A 17,956-nucleotide genomic window follows, 5' to 3' on the forward strand; every position below is an offset into this window, starting at 1 on the left:
AGTCCAAGCCGCGTAACTATTGAAACCAAGCCTCCGGCAAACCCGGAGCGGTTCAAGGTGCAGTAGCCAGTTTTCCTGAGGCTCGATTCCACCAGCGCTGTTGCTGATACCAACCGGCGACGAAAAAGCCCGCCGCTCGCAAACGACGGGCTTCGAAGTGGCGCATCCACTCCCGGCTTTTTACGCGGCCTTCTTTTCCGCCTCGGCATTGGCTGCCGTTTCGGCGATCTGGGTGAGCTTGCTGTCGGCGTTGCTTTCTTCCGAAAGCGTCTGTTCCAGCAGCGCCCGCACGTCGTCATGGCCAAGGCGCTTGGCCCAGGTTTTGAGCGTGCCATAGCGGGCGATCTCGTAATGTTCGACGGCCTGCGCCGCAGCAACAAGGCCGGCATCGAGGGCGGCTGTGCCCTTGAACATCTGCATCACTTCGTCGCCTTCATCGAGAATACCGTTGATCGCGTCGCAGGTGCGCCCGCGCGCCGGCTTCCCGAGAATTTCGAAAATGTCCTCTAGGCGGCTGATGTGGTCTTCGGTCTCCTCGCGGTGGTGGTCGAAGGCCTGTTTCAGCTTGTCCTCGTTTGCGGCATGGGCCATGCGCGGCAGGGCTTTCACGATCTTCCGCTCGGCGTAGTAGATGTCGCGAAGCGTTTCGTAAAACAGGTCGTTGAGTGTCTTCTCAGCCATGGATGTTGCTCCCTTATTGGCGTGTTGACCCGCCCCTAACCGGGTGTCCGGGCAAATGTTCCTGGCAGTGAGCGCAAATCAGTTTCTGCCCATCTGGCCTTTGGGAAGCGTCGTGGTGATGCTGGCGGAAACGGGATCGCTGGCCGGGAAACTGTCTTCCAGCCCCTCTTCGAGTTCGCTCTCCAGCTTTGTATCGTCTTCACGGGTAGCAAGGCTGTCGGCAAGTCCGTTGATTACGGACAGGGCGGAAGTTTCGGGATGTTCAACCGGCTGAGGGAACGTTACCGTCACGGTGGCGTCGTTCGCCGTTCTGAACACCACCGTGCGGTGATCCGGCGTTGCGTGGATAGCCTGCGATGTCATGACTTCGACCTCCGTTCAACACGTCCCCTAATCGCGACGACAACGATTTTGTTCCATGAAATCCGTGAAAGCCGGACGGGAACATATCGGCATCGATGGAGAGGATCGGCGTTTTGACGACGGCCATGGAAAGCGACGGCGGCCAGACGCTCAGTTGTGAATGCTTCGGCCTTCGACGAGACGCAGATCCTCAAGCGTCGAGAGCAGCCATTCCAGCCGGGACATTCCGGCAGGTCTCTCGTCGACATGGGCGATGGCGTATTCGAAGGTCCGCTCCACAAGCCGGTCGGCAGCGGCGTCATCGGCGACCAGCAGCCGGGCGGCCAGCCTCAGGCTCGGCATCAGCGTTATCACGTCTTCGCCGTCGCCCTCGGCGGCAACCGTCGCAGACCGGTCATAGGTCGCGATCAGCGACGCGATGACTTCGCGGATTCCGTTCGGCTTCGGCAGCGTATTGATGAAGCGGAAACGATGGGGAATGATGATTTCCGCGCATCCGGAGAAGAAGACGAAAGGCGTGTGGTTCTGGTAAAGAATATCGGCCAACGGAAATACCGGCGAACCGTCGAGATCGATATCCAGAACGGCTGCGTCGGCCCGGCCGAGATGCGGAATGGCCTGAGAAATCGACGCGACAGGCCCCAGCACTTGGGCGCCGATCTTTTCGAAGGTGCGGGCAAGGTTTCGGGCGATCAGATATTCGTCCTCGACGATCAGGATCCGTGATCCGCGCAGCCTGTCCAGGTTCCCCTGCAAGCTGTTTTCGTCCGGATCCTGTAATCTGCTGGAAGAGGTTTCCGGTAAGAGTTGCATCTGAAAACTCCAATTCTGTGAACATGTCAGTATGCACGACGCAAGGCCTCCAACCGAAGAACGGGTGACCAGCGCATTCGCGACTGAGCTTTCCTGAAAAGCAGGTATCACGCTGGAGTGGCCGGCTTCCTGAACAGCACGCGCGGGAACGGTTGCTGTTCCCTTGGATGCATACTCGCGGGTTTCGCAAGTGCTTGTCCGGCATTGATAGACGTTGCAACCTTGGCCAGGAGCATAGGCGCTTCAACCGGCAAAAGATACCCCTGCATGCGAGATCGGCCCGGAAGCCCTATTCCTCGGCGGCATTCAGCTTGTCGAAGGGAATGCTGATCGTCGCGATCAGCCCGGAAGCCGCGTACTCGGTTTCGAACGTGCCGCCGAGGCGATACGAAATCTCGCCTTTGATGAGGCTGCTGCCGAAGCCGCTGCGTTCGGGCGTCTCGATCGGCTTCTCGCATTTTTCCTGCCAGTTCATCTGGAAATGACCGTCGCTGACGAGCCAGGTGACCTCCACCTTGCCGCCGCTGGTGCTGAGCGCGCCATATTTGGCGGCATTGGTCGCCAGCTCATGGACCACCATGCCGAGCGCCAGGCTGCTTTCCGGCGTGACCTTCAGCTCCGGGCCATCAAGGGTGATGCGCGGCAGGCTGAAGGGTTCAAGACCGGCGGTCAGGATCTGACGGATCGAGGCCTGGCGCCACTGCTCGCGCGACAGCAGCACATAGGCGCGCGACATGGCGTTGAGCCGCCCGACCAGCGCGCCGTGGTACTGTTCCACGGATGAGGAGGAATCGAGCATCTGGTCGGCCACGGCGGCGACCACGGCCAGCATGTTCTTGACCCGGTGATTGAGCTCGGAGATCAGAACCTTCTGATGCTCTTCCGCTTCCTTGAGATTGGTGATGTCGGTGAGCGTGAACACCGCGCCGTCGGTTTTGCCGTCGGCGGTGCGGTAGGGCAGGATGCGCGCCAGATAGGTCCGCGAGCCGCCCTCCTGCCGGATATGTTTTTCCAGTCCGGTGTCCGTGTTGAGAACGGTTGCGAGGTCCTCCGCCAGGTCCGGATAATCGAGCGTGCTCGAGAGTTCGGTCAGGGGGCGGCCGACGTCATGGCTTCTGAGATTGAAGTGGCCGCTCGCCGCCGGGGTGAAATTGCGCACGACAAGCGTCCGGTCGAGAAAGATCGTCGCGATCTCGGTGCTGGCAAACAGATGTTTCAGGTCGTTGTTGACCCGGCCGAGCTCCTCGATCTTGCTATTCAGCTCCGCATTGATCGTGCCCAGTTCCTCGTTGAGCGACTGCATTTCCTCCTTGGAGGCTTCGAGCTCCTCGTTCGTGGATTGCGCCTCCTCGTTCACTGACATCAGCTCTTCATAGGAGGACTTCAACTCCTCCAGCGCGGTTTCATATTCCTCGATGGTCGAGTGCATGCGCTCGCGCGTTTCCTGGAGTTCCCGTTCCAGGCTCGCAATCGCGTCGGCGCCGGGCGGCGGCGTTTGCCTGTCGGCGGGTTCGGGCTTCGCGCCGGTCTTCTCGAACAGCACGAGATAGAGCGGATTGGCGTCGTCCTTTCCGTGCCGCAGCGGCTCGACGGTGATGCGCACCAGTTGCGCGCGCTCGCCGGCCTCATCGAATGCGATGTTGTCGTGAACCACTCTCTCGCCGCGCGCCACCGCTTCGGCAAAAGCGGATCGCAGTTCAAGCCGCAGACCGTATTTCGCCATCGCCAGCAATTGGCGGTTGGGCAAGCCCTGCTGGGCTTCGAGAAACTGGCCGGTGCGCGCGGAATAATAGACGATGTCGCCGTCCTTGTCGGTCACGACATGGGGCGGTGAGAAGTGTTCGAGCACCTGCTTTTCGACATTCGCCGTGAGCGCGAAACGCGACGAGCGCTGGCCTTCGCTGCGCTCGCCCGTATTGCGCGTCACGGCGGGTCCCTCGCCGAAGAAATGGCGCAGATGGCTGGTCGGGTTGGCGTAGGGGCTTGCCTGATAGATGCGGTTGCGCTTGTCGACCGGCGTGAACAGATCGGTATGGCGGCCGATGCTTTCCGATGTGCCGAGGAATAGATAGCCGGTGGGCTTGAGCGCGTAATGGAAGGTCGGGATCACCCGGTTCTGGAGTTCGGGGCCGAAATAGATCAGCAGGTTGCGGCAAGACACCAGCTCCATGCGGGAATAGGGCGGATCCTGAATGACGCTGTGCGGCGAGAAGATGCAGAGTTCGCGAATATCGCTCTTGACCACATAGGCAGCACCCTCGCGGGTGAAGAACCGGCGACGCCGTTCGGCCGACACGCCTTCGAGCAGGATGTCCGGATAGCGGCCGGCCCGCGCCACCGTCAGCGCGTCCTCGTCGATGTCGGTCGCGAAGATCTGGACGCGCGGCTTCGGCCCTTCATGGGCGTTGAGATATTCCCGCACCAGGATGGCGATCGAGTAGACCTCCTCGCCGGTGGCGCAACCGGGTACCCAGATGCGGACGCTGTCGGTCGCCCGCTTGTTCTTGAAGATGCGCGGCAGGATGTCGTTCGCAAGGGTCTCAAACGCCCTGGCGTCACGGAAGAAGCTTGTGACATTGATCAGCAGGTCGCGGTAGAAGGCGTCGACCTCTGCCTCGTCCTTCTCGAAAACGTCGAGATAGTCCTCGATCTTTTCGATGTTCTTCAACTGCATGCGGCGGCGGACCCGGCGCAGGAAGGTCTTGGTCTTGTAGCCGGAAAAGTCGTGGCCGGTATGGTCCTTCAGCACCGCGCATATCGACAGGCGGGCGGCATCGAGGATGCGGTCGACGTGGTCGTCATCGCGTTCCAGGTCGGCGAGCAGCAGGAAGCCGCGGGCGTAGTCGGCAAGCCGCTGGCCCATCCGCTCGGCATCTTCGGTGATGTCGATCACGCTTTCGCGCAGCGCATTGTGGAAGAAACCGGATTCCGCAGAGGCTGTGTCGCTCGCCTGGGCGAGCGTGAGGCCGCCCTGTTCCTTGATCGCCTTTGCGCCGAGCATGCCATCCGGGATCGCGAGGATGACCGCGGCGGCATGATCGCCCTGGTCCCTGGCGAGCGCGCTCAGCAGCGTATCGGCGGGACGCAGGTCGGAGGTTTCCGAAGGCGATGGAAGATAGAACGCGCCGTTTTTTATGGAAAGCGCGCCGTCCTCGGCGGCGAGATAGACCGTGCGCTTTTCCAGCCGCTGGCCGTCGGCTGCGTTCATCACCCGCATCGGGGTCATTTCGCCAAGGGTCGCGGTAAGGTCTCCGGCATCCCCATGGCCGCCGACCACGAGCACAAAGGTCATGTCGTGGTCAGAAGGCAGGCCCCGGAAGAAGCGCTCCACTGCGCCAATGTTGCGGGCCGAGGCGCTCACGCCGACAGTCAGGAAGGTTTTGGGCGTGAGCGTCATGCGGGTTCCTGCCTTACATCGTGATGAACAAATCGGGGATTCGTCCGGGTCATGCACCGTTCATAGCCTGCGCGCCGCAATCGCGCAAAAAGGTTCAGGCCTGACAATCACATCTTCTCCTTGATGCCCTTTGACAAGAGCCACCAGTTGACCGGATAGGCGGTCGCGAACCCCGCCCACATGGCGATCTGCATCATGAACCAGAACTCGACCGTCGCGACTTCCAGCTTGATGCCGAGGAGGTGGCGGAACAGGAAGAACTGAGCAAAGGCCATGAAACCATACATGCCGACCTGCCAGGCCGTCAGCGACAGGAAATCGGCCTTGATCGCCTGGATGATGCCTTGGCCCACGGACAGTCCGCGCATCGGCTTGATCGTGAAATACTGGAACACGACGCCGAGCGAGAAGGCGAAGATATAGTCCAGCACCCACACGGCGAACATCTTTTCCGCAAAGATCGTCTGCCAGCCGAACCAGACGGCGACCGCCGGCACGAAAAAGGCGAGCCATTCGGCAATCAGGTCGCCCAGCGCGCAGCCGCTGCCGCAATGCGCCGCCCCCTTGCCGACCATCACCGCAAACGGCGTCACGGCCTGGCTCGGCGGCTTGCGGTCGTGCTGCATCGCTTCATGGTGCGCTTCCGTCGTCGCGAGACGGCCATAGCGGAAATAGGCCCAGAGCGCGGCCACCGAACCGAAAAGCGCCACCAGCGGCCAGACGAGGTTCATGATCCACATGTGCTGCGGATGCCGTTTCACGTCGAGCGCGATGACGAAGGCGCAGGCAATTGCAACGATCAGCGATAGAATGGAGAGAACATGGATCCAGACGGGCATGTGTTCGATTCCTTCTGTGTTCGCGGGCGAGACCTTTTCGAATAAAAGCTGTTCACCCTGTTAATAGCTCGCGGGCCTTATTGTTTCGTGCGGCCGCTCCGCTCACACCGCGCCCCGCGACAGGTAGTCCACGAATGTCAGCAGCAGCAAAGCTGCAAACCAGAACAGCGCGCCGGTGCCGAACAGGCGGATCATCGGCGTCTCATGCCGCATGCCCATGAAGAACCAGAGGACCAGTCCCGCTTTCATCGACGCGATGAGCAGGCCCGCGAACAGGCTGACGGGGCCGGTGAGCATGTAGCTCGCCAGCACCGTGAGGCCCAGCAGGAGGGCAAGAAACAGCCAGATGACTGAGGTCTGCAGATATTGGCGCATAGCGATCACCGTGCGAGATAAAGGACGGGAAACAGGAAGATCCAGATGATGTCGACGAGGTGCCAGTAGGTCGCCGCCGTCTCTGTGGCCGTGGCGCCTGCCGGGAGCTTCACGCGTCGGGAATGGACAAGCCAGGCGAACAGGCTCAGCACCGCGACCCCGATGGTCAGATGCAGCGCGTGGAGCGAGGTCGCGACGAGGTAGATATTCATGAACAGGTGCTCGCCGGGCGAGGTGAAATCAGTTTGGAGGCCGGGCAGGGGCAGCAGGCCTTCCTGATATTCGCTCCAATATTCATAGGCCTTGAGGCCGAGGAAGGCGACGCCGAGCACGGCCGCAAGCGCGAGGCAGAGCGAGACCGGCCGGGCATGCCCGGCGCGCGCCGCCTTCACCGCGATTGCCACCAGTGCACTCGATGTCAGCAGGATCATCGTGTTGGCGGCGCCGATCGCCACATGCATCTTCTTCGATGCCGCGATGAATTCTTCCGGGTGCAGGTAATGGGCGACGAAGATCACGGCGAACAGGCCGCCGAACAGCATGATCTCGCTTGCGAGAAACAGGTAGACGCCGAGCATATCGGCCTCGCGCTGCTGCCCGCGCGTGCTGTAGGGCTCCTTGAGGCGCGGCAGGTCTTGGCTCATTTTCTGCCCTCCGTGTCGACCGGATAATCGTAGGGCCTGCCGGTCACGTTCGGTATCTCGACGAAATTATGCTTCGACGGCGGCGATGGCACCGTCCATTCAAGCCCCGTCGCGCCCCAGGGATTGGCGCTCGCGCGCTTGCCGGCGACGAGCGAATAGCCGAGATAGACGAAGGGCAGCAGGTAGGCGAAGCCGAGCAGGGTGGAGCCCGCGGACGAGAGGACATGCAGCGTCTGGAACTCCGGCGCATAGACGTGATAGCGCCGCGGCATGCCGAGAAAACCGAGGATGAACTGCGGAAAAAAGGTCAGGTTGAAGCCGAAGAAGATCGTGACCGCAGTGATCCGTCCCCAGGTGAGCGGATACATCCGCCCGAACATCTTCGGCCACCAGAAATGCAGCGCGCCGAAATAGGCCGAGATCGTGCCGCCGACCATGATGTAGTGGAAATGGGCGACGACGAAATAGGTGTCATGGACATGCACGTCGATGGAGAGCATCGCCAGCGCGATCCCCGTCAGCCCGCCGACGACGAACAACCCGATGAAGGACATGGCGAACAGGAAGGGCGGATCGAGCAGGATATTGCCTTTGTAGAGCGTCGCCGTCCAGTTGTAGACCTTGATGCCGGAGGGAACAGCGACGGCGAGGCTCAGAAACGAGAACACCGCGCTTGCATACATCGACTGACCGGAGACGAACATGTGGTGGCCCCAGACGAAGAAGCCGATGATCGCGATCGCAATCGATGAGCCGGCGACGAAGCTGTAGCCGAAGACCGGCTTGCGGGCGGCGGCGGCCACAAGTTCGCTGATAACGCCGAGCGCCGGCAGCACCATGATGTAGACCGCCGGGTGGCTGTAGAACCAGAAGAGATGCTGGAACAGCAGCGGATCGCCGCCGAGTGACGGATCGAAGATGCCGAGGCCGAACAGCCGTTCGGCCGCAATCAGCACCAGCGTGATCGACAGCACCGGCGTTGCCAGCACCAGGATGATCGAGGTGGCGTAGTGTGACCAGACGAACAGCGGCATGCGTCCCCAGCCCATGCCGGGCGCGCGCAGCTTGTGGATGGTGACGATGAAGTTGAGGCCGGTCAGGATCGACGAGAAGCCGACGATGAATACAGAGGCGGCGACCAGCACGACATGGCCGTTGGAAAACATCGATGACAGCGGCGTGTAGAACGTCCAGCCGGTATCGACGCCGCCGACAAGCAGCACGATCAGCGTGAACAGGCCGCCCAGCATATAGATGTACCAGCTCAGGAGGTTCAGCCGGGGGAAGGCGAGATCGCGCGCCCCGATCATCAGCGGGATCAGGAAATTGCCGAAGACATTGGGAATTGACGGGATCAGGAAGAACCAGACCATGATGACGCCGTGCAGCGTGAAGGCGCGGTTATAGCCCTCATTGGTCAGGAGGTCGCCTTCGGGCGTCAACAGGTCAGCGCGCACCAGCCCGGCGGCTGCCCCGCCGACCAGGAAGAAGAAGGTCACCGAAACCAGATAGAGAACGGCGATGCGCTTGTGATCGGTCGTCAGCAGCCAGGAGCGGATGGTATGGCCGGCATTGAGATAGCTTGGCGGGTTTTCAGTCACGGCGTGTCCTCCGGCGTGGCGAGCGACTTGATATAGGCGACGAGCTTCATCACCTCGTCCTCGCTGAGCACGTTCTTGAATGTCGGCATGATCGGCGGATAGCCGGCGGCGATCTCAGACTGCGGCAGCAGGATGCTGTCGCGGATATACTGGTCATCGGCCGTCACCATGCTGCCGTCGGCAAGCGGAACCGGGCTGCCGTAAAGCCCTTCGAGATCGGGCGCCTTCACGGTGGCGGCGGGGCTGTGGCAACCGCTGCAGCCATTGTCGCGGAAGAGTTTTTCGCCCTCCGCCGCCAGCGACGCATCGGTTCCCGCCTGTTCCAGCCAGGCGGCGAAGGCGGGTTTTTCCATGACGATGAAACGGCCGGTCATCTCCGAATGGTCGGCGCCGCAGAATTCCGCGCAGGCGAGGTGGTAGGTGCCGGGCTTATCGGCTGTGAACCAGAGCGAGGTATAGCGGCCGGGAACGACGTCCTGCTTCAGCCTGAGCGCCGGAATATAGAGACTGTGGATCACATCCTGCGAGGCCATCGACAGCCTGACGGGCTCGCCGACCGGCACATGCAGCTCATCGATCTCGCGCTGGCCGCCGGCATGCTCGAATTTCCACATCCACTGCTTGGCGACGACGTTGATCTCCATCGCATCCGGCGGCGGCTGATGGACGGTGAAGAACATCCGCGTCGACCAGACGAAGAGGATGACGATCAGGATGAAAGGGATCAGCGCCCAGGATATCTCCATCAGGGTGTTGCGGTTGACCCGGTCGCTGCGGTCCGCCTTGCGGCCGGCGCGGTATTTCCAGGCATAATAGGCGATCAGGATGAAGACCGGCGCCGAAAGCGCCACGACGAGCGCCGTGAACACCCACATCAAAAGGTCGATCCGGCCGCTATAGGCGGAGGCGGACTCTGGCCAGAGCGCAATGAAATCGCTCATTCCGCCGCCTCCTTCCGCTTCCGGCGTTCGCGCATAAGCGCCATTGCGATCAGCCCGCCGCCGGCCAGCGCGGTCAGCCCGCCGCCGATCCTCAGCATGGATTGCACCAGCGAGCCGTAGCGTCCGGTGACCGGGTCATAGTGGTAGCAGAGCAGCAGGATCTGGTCGCCCCAGTCGCCGATCCTGCCTTCGCCGGCCTCCGTCAGCGCCAGCTTCATGTCGGTCGGCTGCGGCGTCAAGCCATAGATCCAGCGGCTCAAATGTCCGTCGCGGGTCAGGAAGGCGGTGGCGGCGACATGGGCATACTGGCTGATGCGTTCGTCATAGGCATAGCGATAACCAAGCGCATCGGTGACCGCGCGGATGTTCTCCTTCGTGCCGGTCGTTGCGTGAATGCCGGTCATGTCGATGTCCGGGAAGGATGTTTGCAGCACTGCGAGATCGGCGCGGGCATCCTCCGACCCTTCGGCCGGATCGATGCCGAAGGCGATCATGGTGAAATCCTTGCCCGGCTCAAATTCCTGCGCCCGGATCGCCTGCATGACGCCGGAGAGCGTCACCCCGCAGATGTTCGGGCAGTCGTGCAGAACCGGGACCAGCACGATCGGCTTTCCATCGGCAAGTTCGGCGAGCGTTACCGTCTCGCCATCGGCGTTCCGGAAAGGCAGATCGAGGGGGATCTCGGCGTCCGGCCGCTCGTCAATGCCCGCAAGCCCGAAAGGGTCGAAATTGGCGTCGCGGGCGGCGAGTGCCGGAACGGCGAGCAGCGCGAGGAGCAACGCCAGGAACGGGAGCTTGATCATCGGCCATCTCCATTGGTATCGTTCGGCCAACCGCGGTCGGCGAGGATATCGATGGCGCGCTCGGCGGGAATGCGTATGCGGCCGTCCTCGCTGCGGCCGTAGGTTTCGATGAGGCGTCGGTTCCTCGCGTTCAGCGCCTCGAGATCGGCCTTCGGATAGACTTCCAGCCGTGGGCCGGCGACGGGTCTTTCGGCGGTCCGGACGGGCGTCGGTTCGCGGTCCGGCACGCTGAAAAGGCCGGTCAGGAACGCGACAAAGGCCAGCGATACGGCCACGAAGACCACGAGGATGGCGCCGGCATAAAGGACCATACGGACGGAGACATCGCGCTGTTCATACTCTGCGCTGTTATTGTTCTCGCTCATGGCCGGACCTCCCGCGGCGGGCGAAGCCCGGCGCTTGCCGCGAGCATCAGGCCCGCGCCGGAAAGGAGTGCCACGGCAAGGCCGCCGCGGCCGGGAAGCGTAAGCCAGAGGCATTCGACAGCCTTGCCGGCGAGGACGATGGGGGCGAGCGCCACGACCCAGCGTCGCGACTGGCGGATCGGGGGGAAGAGCAGGAGCGCTGCGGGCACTGCGCCGCTTGCCGCCAGCAGGTATTCGACATAGCGCCAGATCCCCGCGCTGCGCGGCGCGAACCATTCTAGCCCGGCGGCGGAATTGACGTTCCAGGACACGAAATACTGGATGTAGGCGAAATAGAGCCAGAACAGCACGGCCACCAGCAGCAGCGTGCCGGAGAGCAGCGTGCGCGCTGCAGGGGCTGAAAGCACGAGCAGGCAGAGCGCGATATTGACCTGGAGCGACAGCACATAGAGCGCGAAGCCGGAGGAAAAATAACCCGGCGCGAGCGGCATCAGCCACAGACTTGTCGCCAGCCCCTGCAGGATGACGAACAGGATAAGGGAGACTGCGGCAGCAGCGCGGGAGCGCGCCGCGCACCATGGCGCGATCAGCAGTGCCAGCAGGAAGCCGATCGTTACCAGCGCATAGGCCCATTCGTTGAGAAACAGAGCGCGGAACGTGGTGTCGCGCTCCATCCCCTGCCAGCCGTAGAGTGTTTGTGAGAGCAGAAGCAGAGGCAGAAAGGCCACGAAGATCGGCGCAAGCCGGACGAGACCCGCCGTCGCGCCGGCGAACTCGCGCTGCCAGCGTCCGCCGGTGAGCGCCATGACGAGCAGCAGGAAGGCAGCGCCGATCGGGATGGCGCTCGCGAAAACGCTGGCCGCGAGCAGGCCGGCGAGACGCGGTTCCGGCCGGTCGGCGATCAGCAATCCGGCGACCGCCAACAGCAGCAGGCCGGCAATCAGGCGGATCAACGGGACGGTTGGTCGAAGGGTCATGGCCGCGCCTCCGCAAGCTTTTGCCGGTCTTCCGCCGATAGCAGCGGCTCCGGCGCATCCTGGCTGAGCTGCAGCGCCTTGACATAGGCCGCGATCGCCCAGCGGTCGCGTGGCGGAACGCGGCCGGCATAGGGATACATGACGCCATAGCCATCGGTGATGACGTTCACAATGTAGCGCGGATCGACGTTGCGCAGACGTTCGGAATGGAAGCTCGGCGGGGCGGGAAAGCCGCGCGAGGGGATGCGGCCATTGCCGTAGCCGGCGGGATCATGACACGGAACGCAGAAGATCGCGTAGCGCTCCTGCCCCCGCTCCAGCAGCGCGCGGTCCATCGGCGGGCGGGTCTGAAGCGCGGCGGTTTGGGCCGGGGCGCTGCGCGAGACCGTGCCCTCCGGCGGATGCTGGAGCGCCTTGCCATCGGAGAAGAGCGAGCTTTCCTCATAGTCGTCATAGCGCGGTTGATCATTCATGCCGTCACAGGCGGCAAGGATGAGAAGGCAGGCCAACAGGGGAAGCGCTCGGATGGTCACGACGGCGCCTCCGGCAGCGGCACCAGTGCGACGGTTTCTGCGCCGAGGTTCTTCAGGTCATCCGGGGTTCGCGCGGTGTCGAAGTGCTCGTCGGTGGCGTGGACGAGGATGTAGAAGCGGTCGCCGGCGGAAAAATCCGGGATTTCGAAATCGGGGTGGTGCAGCTTCGGCAGCCGGCAGGACAGAAGTGTGCCGATGACCGCGAAGACGATGGCAGACATCACCGCAACTTCGAGCGTGATGATCGGCAGCGGCTGCCAGGCGAAGATGGGCCGCCCGCCGATATTCAGCGGATAGGCGTAATTGGCGTAGAGCTGGACGCCCAGCCCGGCAAGCGCGCCGAAAAGCCCGCCGGCAAGCGTGATCCAGGCAACGCGGTTGTCGCCAGCGTCGAGCGCATCGGCGATCTCCTCGGAGAAATAGGGGCCGAGAACGTCCAGCTTGCTATAGCCGCGCTGCCGCAATGTTGCGAGATGGGAAGCAAGCCCCTCTGGTCCGGCGAAGCCGGCGGCTGCGGCATGATAATGCGTCTCGGGATGGTCAGCGGACATGGCGGGCCTCCTCTGACGCTTTTTTCAGCTCGAAGCCGGAGACGATCGGCAGCAGGCGGACGAAGAGCAGGAACGGCGCCAGGAAGACGCCGATCATGCCGGCAAACAATGCCCAGTCCCAGAGGCTCGCCTGAAACGTGCCCCAGGAGGAGACGAGATGATCGCGGTAAAGCCCGGTGACGATCAGCATATACCGCTCCATCCACATGCCGGCGGCGACCGAAACGCCGATGGCGGCAAGCAGCAGGCTGTTTCGCCGCACACGCCGCAGCCAGAGCAGCTGCAACGGCACGAAATTGCAGATCACCGCGCCCCAGAAGCTCCAGGCATAGGCGCCTGAAAGACGGTCATGCAGCGTTGCGAGCTCCGATTGTTCGCCGGAATAGAGCGCGTTGAAGATATCGGCGAGATAGCCGTATGCCGTCATCAGCCCGACCGCGAGCAGCAGCTTGCCGATCAGGTCGCTATGGGCATCGGTGAGGATATCATCGAGCCGGAAGGCGCGGCGCAACACCGCCATGATCACCGCCACCACCGCAAAGCCGGAAAACACCGCGCCGCAGAGGAAATAGGGCGGAAAGATCGACGAGTTCCAGCCGGGGATTGGCCCGCCGCCGAGCAGCAGCGAATAGGCCGCGGTGATGATGAACACCATCGTGACGGCAAGTCCGGCGCAGAGCCGATAGGCCTGCTCCCAGCGCCGCCAGTGCCGCATGGAGCCGCGCCAGCCAAGGGCGGCGAGCCCGTAGCAGACCTGGCCGAGGCGGCCCTTTGCCCGGTCGCGCAGGCGGGCGAAATCGGGGATCGCGCCGACATACCAGAAGGCGGCGGAGGCCACGAGATAGGTCAGCACGGCGAAGAAATCCCAGGAGAGCGGGCTCTTGAACTGCGGCCAGATGCCCATGGTGTTCGGATAGGGCGCCGTCCAGTAGAACAGCCACGGCCGGCCGAGATGGAGGATCGGGTAGAGCCCGGCGCAGACGACTGCAAAGAGCGTCATCGTCTCGGCAAAGCGGTTGAGCGCATTGCGCTTTCCGACGCCGGTCAGGAGCAGCAGCGCGGAGATCAGCGTTCCGGCATGGCCGATGCCGAGGAACCAGATGTAGTTGACGATCGGAAAGCCCCAGGCGACCGGGATATTGTTGCCGAACACGCCGACGCCGCGCCAGAACAGCACCGTGACGGCGACGGCGAAGCAGAGAAGCAGCAGCAGGGCGAAGGCGAACGAGAGCGCCCACGCCCGTGGTGCCGGAAAACCGAGCGGCAGGTCGGTGACGGCGTCGATCCGTTCGGCAGAAAGTGGTCTTGCCTCCGTCATCACACCTCCACCCGTGCGAGATAGGATGTGCGCGGCTTGGTGTTGACCTCTTCCAGCAGCAGGTAGTCGCGCGGCTCCGCCTTCCGCCGGCTGACCTCGGTGTCAGGATCGGCGACATCGCCGAAGCTGATCGCCTGTGTCGGGCAGGCCTGCTGGCAGGCTGTCACCACCTCGCCATCGCGGAGCGGCCGGTTTTCGCGGTCGGCGTCGATGCGCGCGGTTTCGATCCGCTGGACGCAATAGGTGCACTTCTCCATGACGCCGCGGGAGCGGACGGTGACCTCCGGATTGCGCATGGCGCGCAGTTGCTCGGGGTCGTCGCCGGTATAGTCGAACCAGTTGAAGCGGCGCACCTTGTAGGGGCAGTAGGAGGCGCAGGTGCGGGTGCCGATGCAGCGGTTATAGATCTGTACGTTGAGCCCGTCGGAACTGTGGACGGTGGCATTGACCGGACAGCCCATCTCGCAGGGCGCATCCTCGCAATGCATGCAGGGCACGGGCTGGAAATAGGAAAGCGGCGCCTCCGGCGGGCCTTCGTAATATCGGTCGATGCGCAGCCAGTGCATCTCGCGCCCCTCGGCCACAAGGTCCTTGCCGACCACCGGAATATTGTTCTCCGCATTGCAGCCCACCACGCAGGCATTGCAGCCGATACAGGCGTCGAGGTCGATCGACATGCCCCAGGCCGGGCTGGTCTTTGGTTTTTCCGGATAGAAGCTTCCCGGCTTTTCTTCGTACTTTGCGGCCGCCTGACGCGATGCCTCGGCGGTGACGGTCTTGACGAAATCATGCCCCTCCATCGCCTGGTGAAGTTGGGTCGAGGCGAGCTTTTCGCGCGCGCTCGTTTTCTCCAGCGTGATCCCGCTCAGCATGGCGCCGCCCACCGCCAGCGCATAGGCATTGGTGCCCAGACCATCGGCGAGTGTGCCGAAGCTTCGGTGGCCATAGCCGAGGGTGAGGGTGAGTGTCTCGGCCTGCTGGCCGGGCAGGATCCAGACCGGGCCTTCCGCCGTTCTGTCGCCATGGCGGAGCCGGATGACGTCGCCGGCGGCGAGGTCTTCGCGCTCGGCGAGCGCCGGGCTGATGAGGATCGGATTGCCCCATGTCAGCTTGGTCATCGGCTTCGGCGTTTCCTGAAGCCAGCCATTATTGCCGAAACGGCCATCCCAGACCGACGGATCCGGCTGGATGAGCAGGGTGAGCGCGGCCTCTTCCGGGGCGGGCATCGCCCATGGCCCGCCGGCGGCTTCAGGTGGGGCGATCGCCGGGGCCGCCGTGCCGTCAACGAAACCGGCATACAGGGCTTCATTCCATTGCGCTTCGAAGTCGCCAGTAAGCCGTTCCCGCCAAGTCGTCCTCACGATCGCGCGGGCATCCGTCTCGGCTTCGCCCATCAGGTTGGCAAGCAGCGTATGCGGCGAGCGGACGGCATAGAACGGCCGCACCAGCGGCTGCAGGACGCTCGCCGTGCCGTCGACCGCGCGCGCATCGCTCCAGCTTTCGAGATCGTGGGGGATCGGCAGGTGCCAGCGACAGAGCGCGGCCGTCTCATCACTATAAAGCCCGGCATGTAGCGACGTTTCGACCCTGGCCATCGCCGCGGCGAAGGCGGGCGGCCCGGCATAGGCGGGGTTGCAGTCGAGCACGAACAGCGTCGAAACCGCGCCCGCATCCATATCTGCAATTAGGCTGTCGAGATCGCGCTGGCCGGCCGGCGTTGCGGCGACTGGGTCGGTGAAGGCAAGTGTCTCGCCGATCGCGCCGAGACGCTGGTTGATCCTGTAGGCAAGCGCATGCAGCGCCGGCGCGTGATGCGCCCCGACCGTTACCAGCGCGCGTTCCGCCGCGACCTTCGCCGCCGCGTCATCGACCCAGCGGCTTTCGCTTTCACTCAGGTCCGGCGCCTCATCGACGACGCCAAGCCGTGCCGCAAGTGCCGACAGCAGCGCAGGCATCCGCTGTTCGGCGGCGATCAGCCGCTCGTCGGCGCGGGCTCCGGTGAGGCTCGGGCTTGCCTCGGCCATAAGGATGCGACTCTCGCCGTTGCCGTCGCGAAAAGCCTTGCGTCTTTGGCTCCATTGCCGGGCGTTGACCGACTGGCGTGGGCCGGGGCCCAGAAAATCATCGGAGAACGAGACGATGGTCTCGGCGCGGCTGAAATCCGGCTGCGGCATCAGCGCCCGGCCGAAGGCCGCCTCGGCGCCGAGAATGCGATTGTCCTCGTTGACCGGTTCGGTGACGTGCCAGCGCGCCAGCGGCCAGCGGGCAAGCAGCGCCTCGAGCTGGCGGATCAGGGTCGGAGACGTGATCTGGCCGGTGAGAATGCTGAGACCCGCGCCGGCGGTCGCGTCCAGGGTCGCGCGTTTTTCCGCCAGAAAGGCGTCGAAGGAAGCCCAGCTCGCGGGATCGCCGAATTCCCTGGGCGCTTGCGACCGGTCCGGATCGTAGAGGCCGAGGAGGGCCGCCTGCAGGAAGACATCGGTGGCCCTGCCAGTGGCCGGATGATCGGGATTGCCCTCGAGCTTCACTGGCCGCCCCGCGACCGTCCGGCCGAGAACAGGGAGCGCATAGCCCGAAAGACACGTTGCGGTCGCATACAGCACCGGCTCTTCGCGGTTTGCGGCGGCGCGCACATAGGGCAGCGCATCCTCGTCGGCGCTTGCCTCACAACCCGTGAGGCCGGCAAGGGCGAAGGACGCGGCCATGGTCTTCAGCAGCCCGCGACGGGTGATGCCGTCGCCCATGGCCTGAAGCGCCGGGAATTCCGAGGTCAGGAAAGCGTTGAATTCTTCCGTGGCGGACAATTGCTCCAGTCCGCGCCAGAGCGCCTTGCCCGAACGGCCTTTGAGATGTTTGCGGACGATGTCGGATCCTTGCGTCACATACCCTCCTTCATCGGTGACAGACATTGCAGTCGTCGAGACGGTCCGGCTCGATCCCGCGCGCCTCGACCACCAGCGCGCCGTAATCGCGATGCGCCGCGAGATCGTCATCGAAGCCCGACCAGTCCATGCGGGTGACTTCGCTCGGCGGGCGCAGTTCGGGAGCGGGATCGCGATGGCAATCGAGGCACCAGCCCATCTCGAACGGCTTTGCCTGTTTCATCAGCGGCATGGTATCGACCCGACCGTGGCAGGTCTCGCAGGGCACGCCGGTGGCCACATGGATCGAGTGATCGAAATAGACATAGTCAGGAACCCGCGCGACGCGGTTCCACTCAAGCGGTTCTCCCGTGGCGAGGCTCTTGCGCACCGGCGCCAGCATCGGCGTATCGGTCCAGATCTGCGAATGGCAAGTCATGCAGGTCTCGGTCGGCGGCAGGCCGGCTTTCGCGCTTGTCTCGACCGTGTCGTGGCAATAGCGACAGTCGATGCCGAGTTCGCCGGCATGGTGCTGATGGCTGAAGGGGACGGGCTGTTCGCTGACCCAGTCGACGCCGGTGCGATAGCTGGAACTGGCCGCCGACCACCACAGCGCGCCGCCCACCACCACGGCAAGCGCGAACGCTCCGGCGAAAAGCCGAAGCTTCGCATCCGCTGAAGCGCTGAAAATCTGTGCCACGCCGGCCCCCTTGATCGGCGTCGCCCCGGCAGGGCAACTTTATTGGTTAACACCGGCATGCCCGAATGGTTCCGGCTTTTGACCGCGCGCCATGGCGCTCTCGCCATGGATACTCGCCATGAATTCGCTGTCGCCGAACATCCGACTTCGAGATTTGTTCCTGAGCTTTTTGTCCGGTGCGGAACATTTCTTCC

Annotated in this window: 17 protein-coding genes; all 17 read right to left on the bottom strand. The window is 63.5% G+C overall.

Features of this window, described 5'->3' with window-relative positions:
* Positions 1 to 180: 180 nt before the first annotated feature.
* The 17 genes from V6767_RS04660 to V6767_RS04740 all read right to left on the bottom strand — a co-directional run bounded on the left by V6767_RS04660 (position 181) and on the right by V6767_RS04740 (position 17,762).
* Positions 181 to 681, bottom strand: coding sequence for a YciE/YciF ferroxidase family protein (locus V6767_RS04660; RefSeq protein WP_448472380.1), 501 nt, complete (start codon positions 679 to 681; stop codon positions 181 to 183).
* A gap of 78 nt (positions 682 to 759) precedes the next feature.
* Complete coding sequence (locus V6767_RS04665) at positions 760 to 1,044, bottom strand: hypothetical protein (RefSeq protein ID WP_448472381.1); 285 nt, start codon at positions 1,042 to 1,044, stop codon at positions 760 to 762.
* 150 nt (positions 1,045 to 1,194) lie between these two features.
* The gene (locus V6767_RS04670; protein ID WP_448472382.1) at positions 1,195 to 1,800 is read right to left on the bottom strand and encodes a response regulator; all 606 of its coding nucleotides are present in this window, start codon (positions 1,798 to 1,800) and stop codon (positions 1,195 to 1,197) included.
* Positions 1,801 to 2,146: 346 nt separating this feature from the next.
* The gene (locus V6767_RS04675; protein ID WP_448472383.1) at positions 2,147 to 5,254 is read right to left on the bottom strand and encodes a CheR family methyltransferase; all 3,108 of its coding nucleotides are present in this window, start codon (positions 5,252 to 5,254) and stop codon (positions 2,147 to 2,149) included.
* Positions 5,255 to 5,361: 107 nt separating this feature from the next.
* Complete coding sequence (locus V6767_RS04680) at positions 5,362 to 6,093, bottom strand: DUF4396 domain-containing protein (protein ID WP_448472384.1); 732 nt, start codon at positions 6,091 to 6,093, stop codon at positions 5,362 to 5,364.
* A gap of 102 nt (positions 6,094 to 6,195) precedes the next feature.
* A complete protein-coding gene (locus V6767_RS04685) occupies positions 6,196 to 6,468 on the bottom strand; it encodes a cytochrome C oxidase subunit IV family protein (protein ID WP_448465993.1) in 273 nt (90 codons plus the stop codon).
* Between the two features lie 5 nt (positions 6,469 to 6,473).
* Positions 6,474 to 7,112 (bottom strand): cytochrome c oxidase subunit 3, encoded by a 639-nt coding sequence (locus V6767_RS04690; RefSeq protein WP_448472385.1) that lies wholly within the window; start codon positions 7,110 to 7,112, stop codon positions 6,474 to 6,476.
* Positions 7,109 to 8,713 (bottom strand): cytochrome c oxidase subunit I, encoded by a 1,605-nt coding sequence (locus V6767_RS04695; RefSeq protein ID WP_448472386.1) that lies wholly within the window; start codon positions 8,711 to 8,713, stop codon positions 7,109 to 7,111. Before V6767_RS04695 ends, V6767_RS04690 begins: the two co-directional genes overlap by 4 nt.
* The gene (gene coxB / locus V6767_RS04700) at positions 8,710 to 9,654 is read right to left on the bottom strand and encodes a cytochrome c oxidase subunit II (protein WP_448472387.1); all 945 of its coding nucleotides are present in this window, start codon (positions 9,652 to 9,654) and stop codon (positions 8,710 to 8,712) included. The genes V6767_RS04695 and coxB overlap by 4 nt, the downstream gene beginning before the upstream one ends.
* Positions 9,651 to 10,457, bottom strand: a complete 807-nt coding sequence (locus tag V6767_RS04705) for an SCO family protein (RefSeq protein ID WP_448472388.1) — start codon at positions 10,455 to 10,457, stop codon at positions 9,651 to 9,653. Before V6767_RS04705 ends, coxB begins: the two co-directional genes overlap by 4 nt.
* Complete coding sequence (locus V6767_RS04710) at positions 10,454 to 10,822, bottom strand: hypothetical protein (RefSeq protein ID WP_448472389.1); 369 nt, start codon at positions 10,820 to 10,822, stop codon at positions 10,454 to 10,456. Before V6767_RS04710 ends, V6767_RS04705 begins: the two co-directional genes overlap by 4 nt.
* Entirely contained in the window at positions 10,819 to 11,799 is a 981-nt protein-coding gene (locus V6767_RS04715) for a hypothetical protein (RefSeq protein WP_448472390.1), read from the bottom strand. The genes V6767_RS04710 and V6767_RS04715 overlap by 4 nt, the downstream gene beginning before the upstream one ends.
* Positions 11,796 to 12,272: a c-type cytochrome gene (locus V6767_RS04720; protein ID WP_448472391.1), complete on the bottom strand. Its 477-nt coding sequence runs from the start codon at positions 12,270 to 12,272 to the stop codon at positions 11,796 to 11,798. The genes V6767_RS04715 and V6767_RS04720 overlap by 4 nt, the downstream gene beginning before the upstream one ends.
* 56 nt (positions 12,273 to 12,328) lie before the next feature.
* Entirely contained in the window at positions 12,329 to 12,883 is a 555-nt protein-coding gene (locus V6767_RS04725) for a DUF3341 domain-containing protein (RefSeq protein ID WP_448472392.1), read from the bottom strand.
* Positions 12,873 to 14,201, bottom strand: a complete 1,329-nt coding sequence (gene nrfD / locus V6767_RS04730; RefSeq protein WP_448472393.1) for an NrfD/PsrC family molybdoenzyme membrane anchor subunit — start codon at positions 14,199 to 14,201, stop codon at positions 12,873 to 12,875. The genes V6767_RS04725 and nrfD overlap by 11 nt, the downstream gene beginning before the upstream one ends.
* Entirely contained in the window at positions 14,201 to 17,083 is a 2,883-nt protein-coding gene (locus V6767_RS04735) for a TAT-variant-translocated molybdopterin oxidoreductase (protein WP_448472394.1), read from the bottom strand. Before V6767_RS04735 ends, nrfD begins: the two co-directional genes overlap by 1 nt.
* 10 nt (positions 17,084 to 17,093) lie before the next feature.
* Positions 17,094 to 17,762 (bottom strand): cytochrome c3 family protein, encoded by a 669-nt coding sequence (locus V6767_RS04740; protein ID WP_448472395.1) that lies wholly within the window; start codon positions 17,760 to 17,762, stop codon positions 17,094 to 17,096.
* Between the last annotated feature and the right edge of the window lie 194 nt (positions 17,763 to 17,956).

This window comes from Martelella sp. FLE1502, assembly GCF_053484255.1.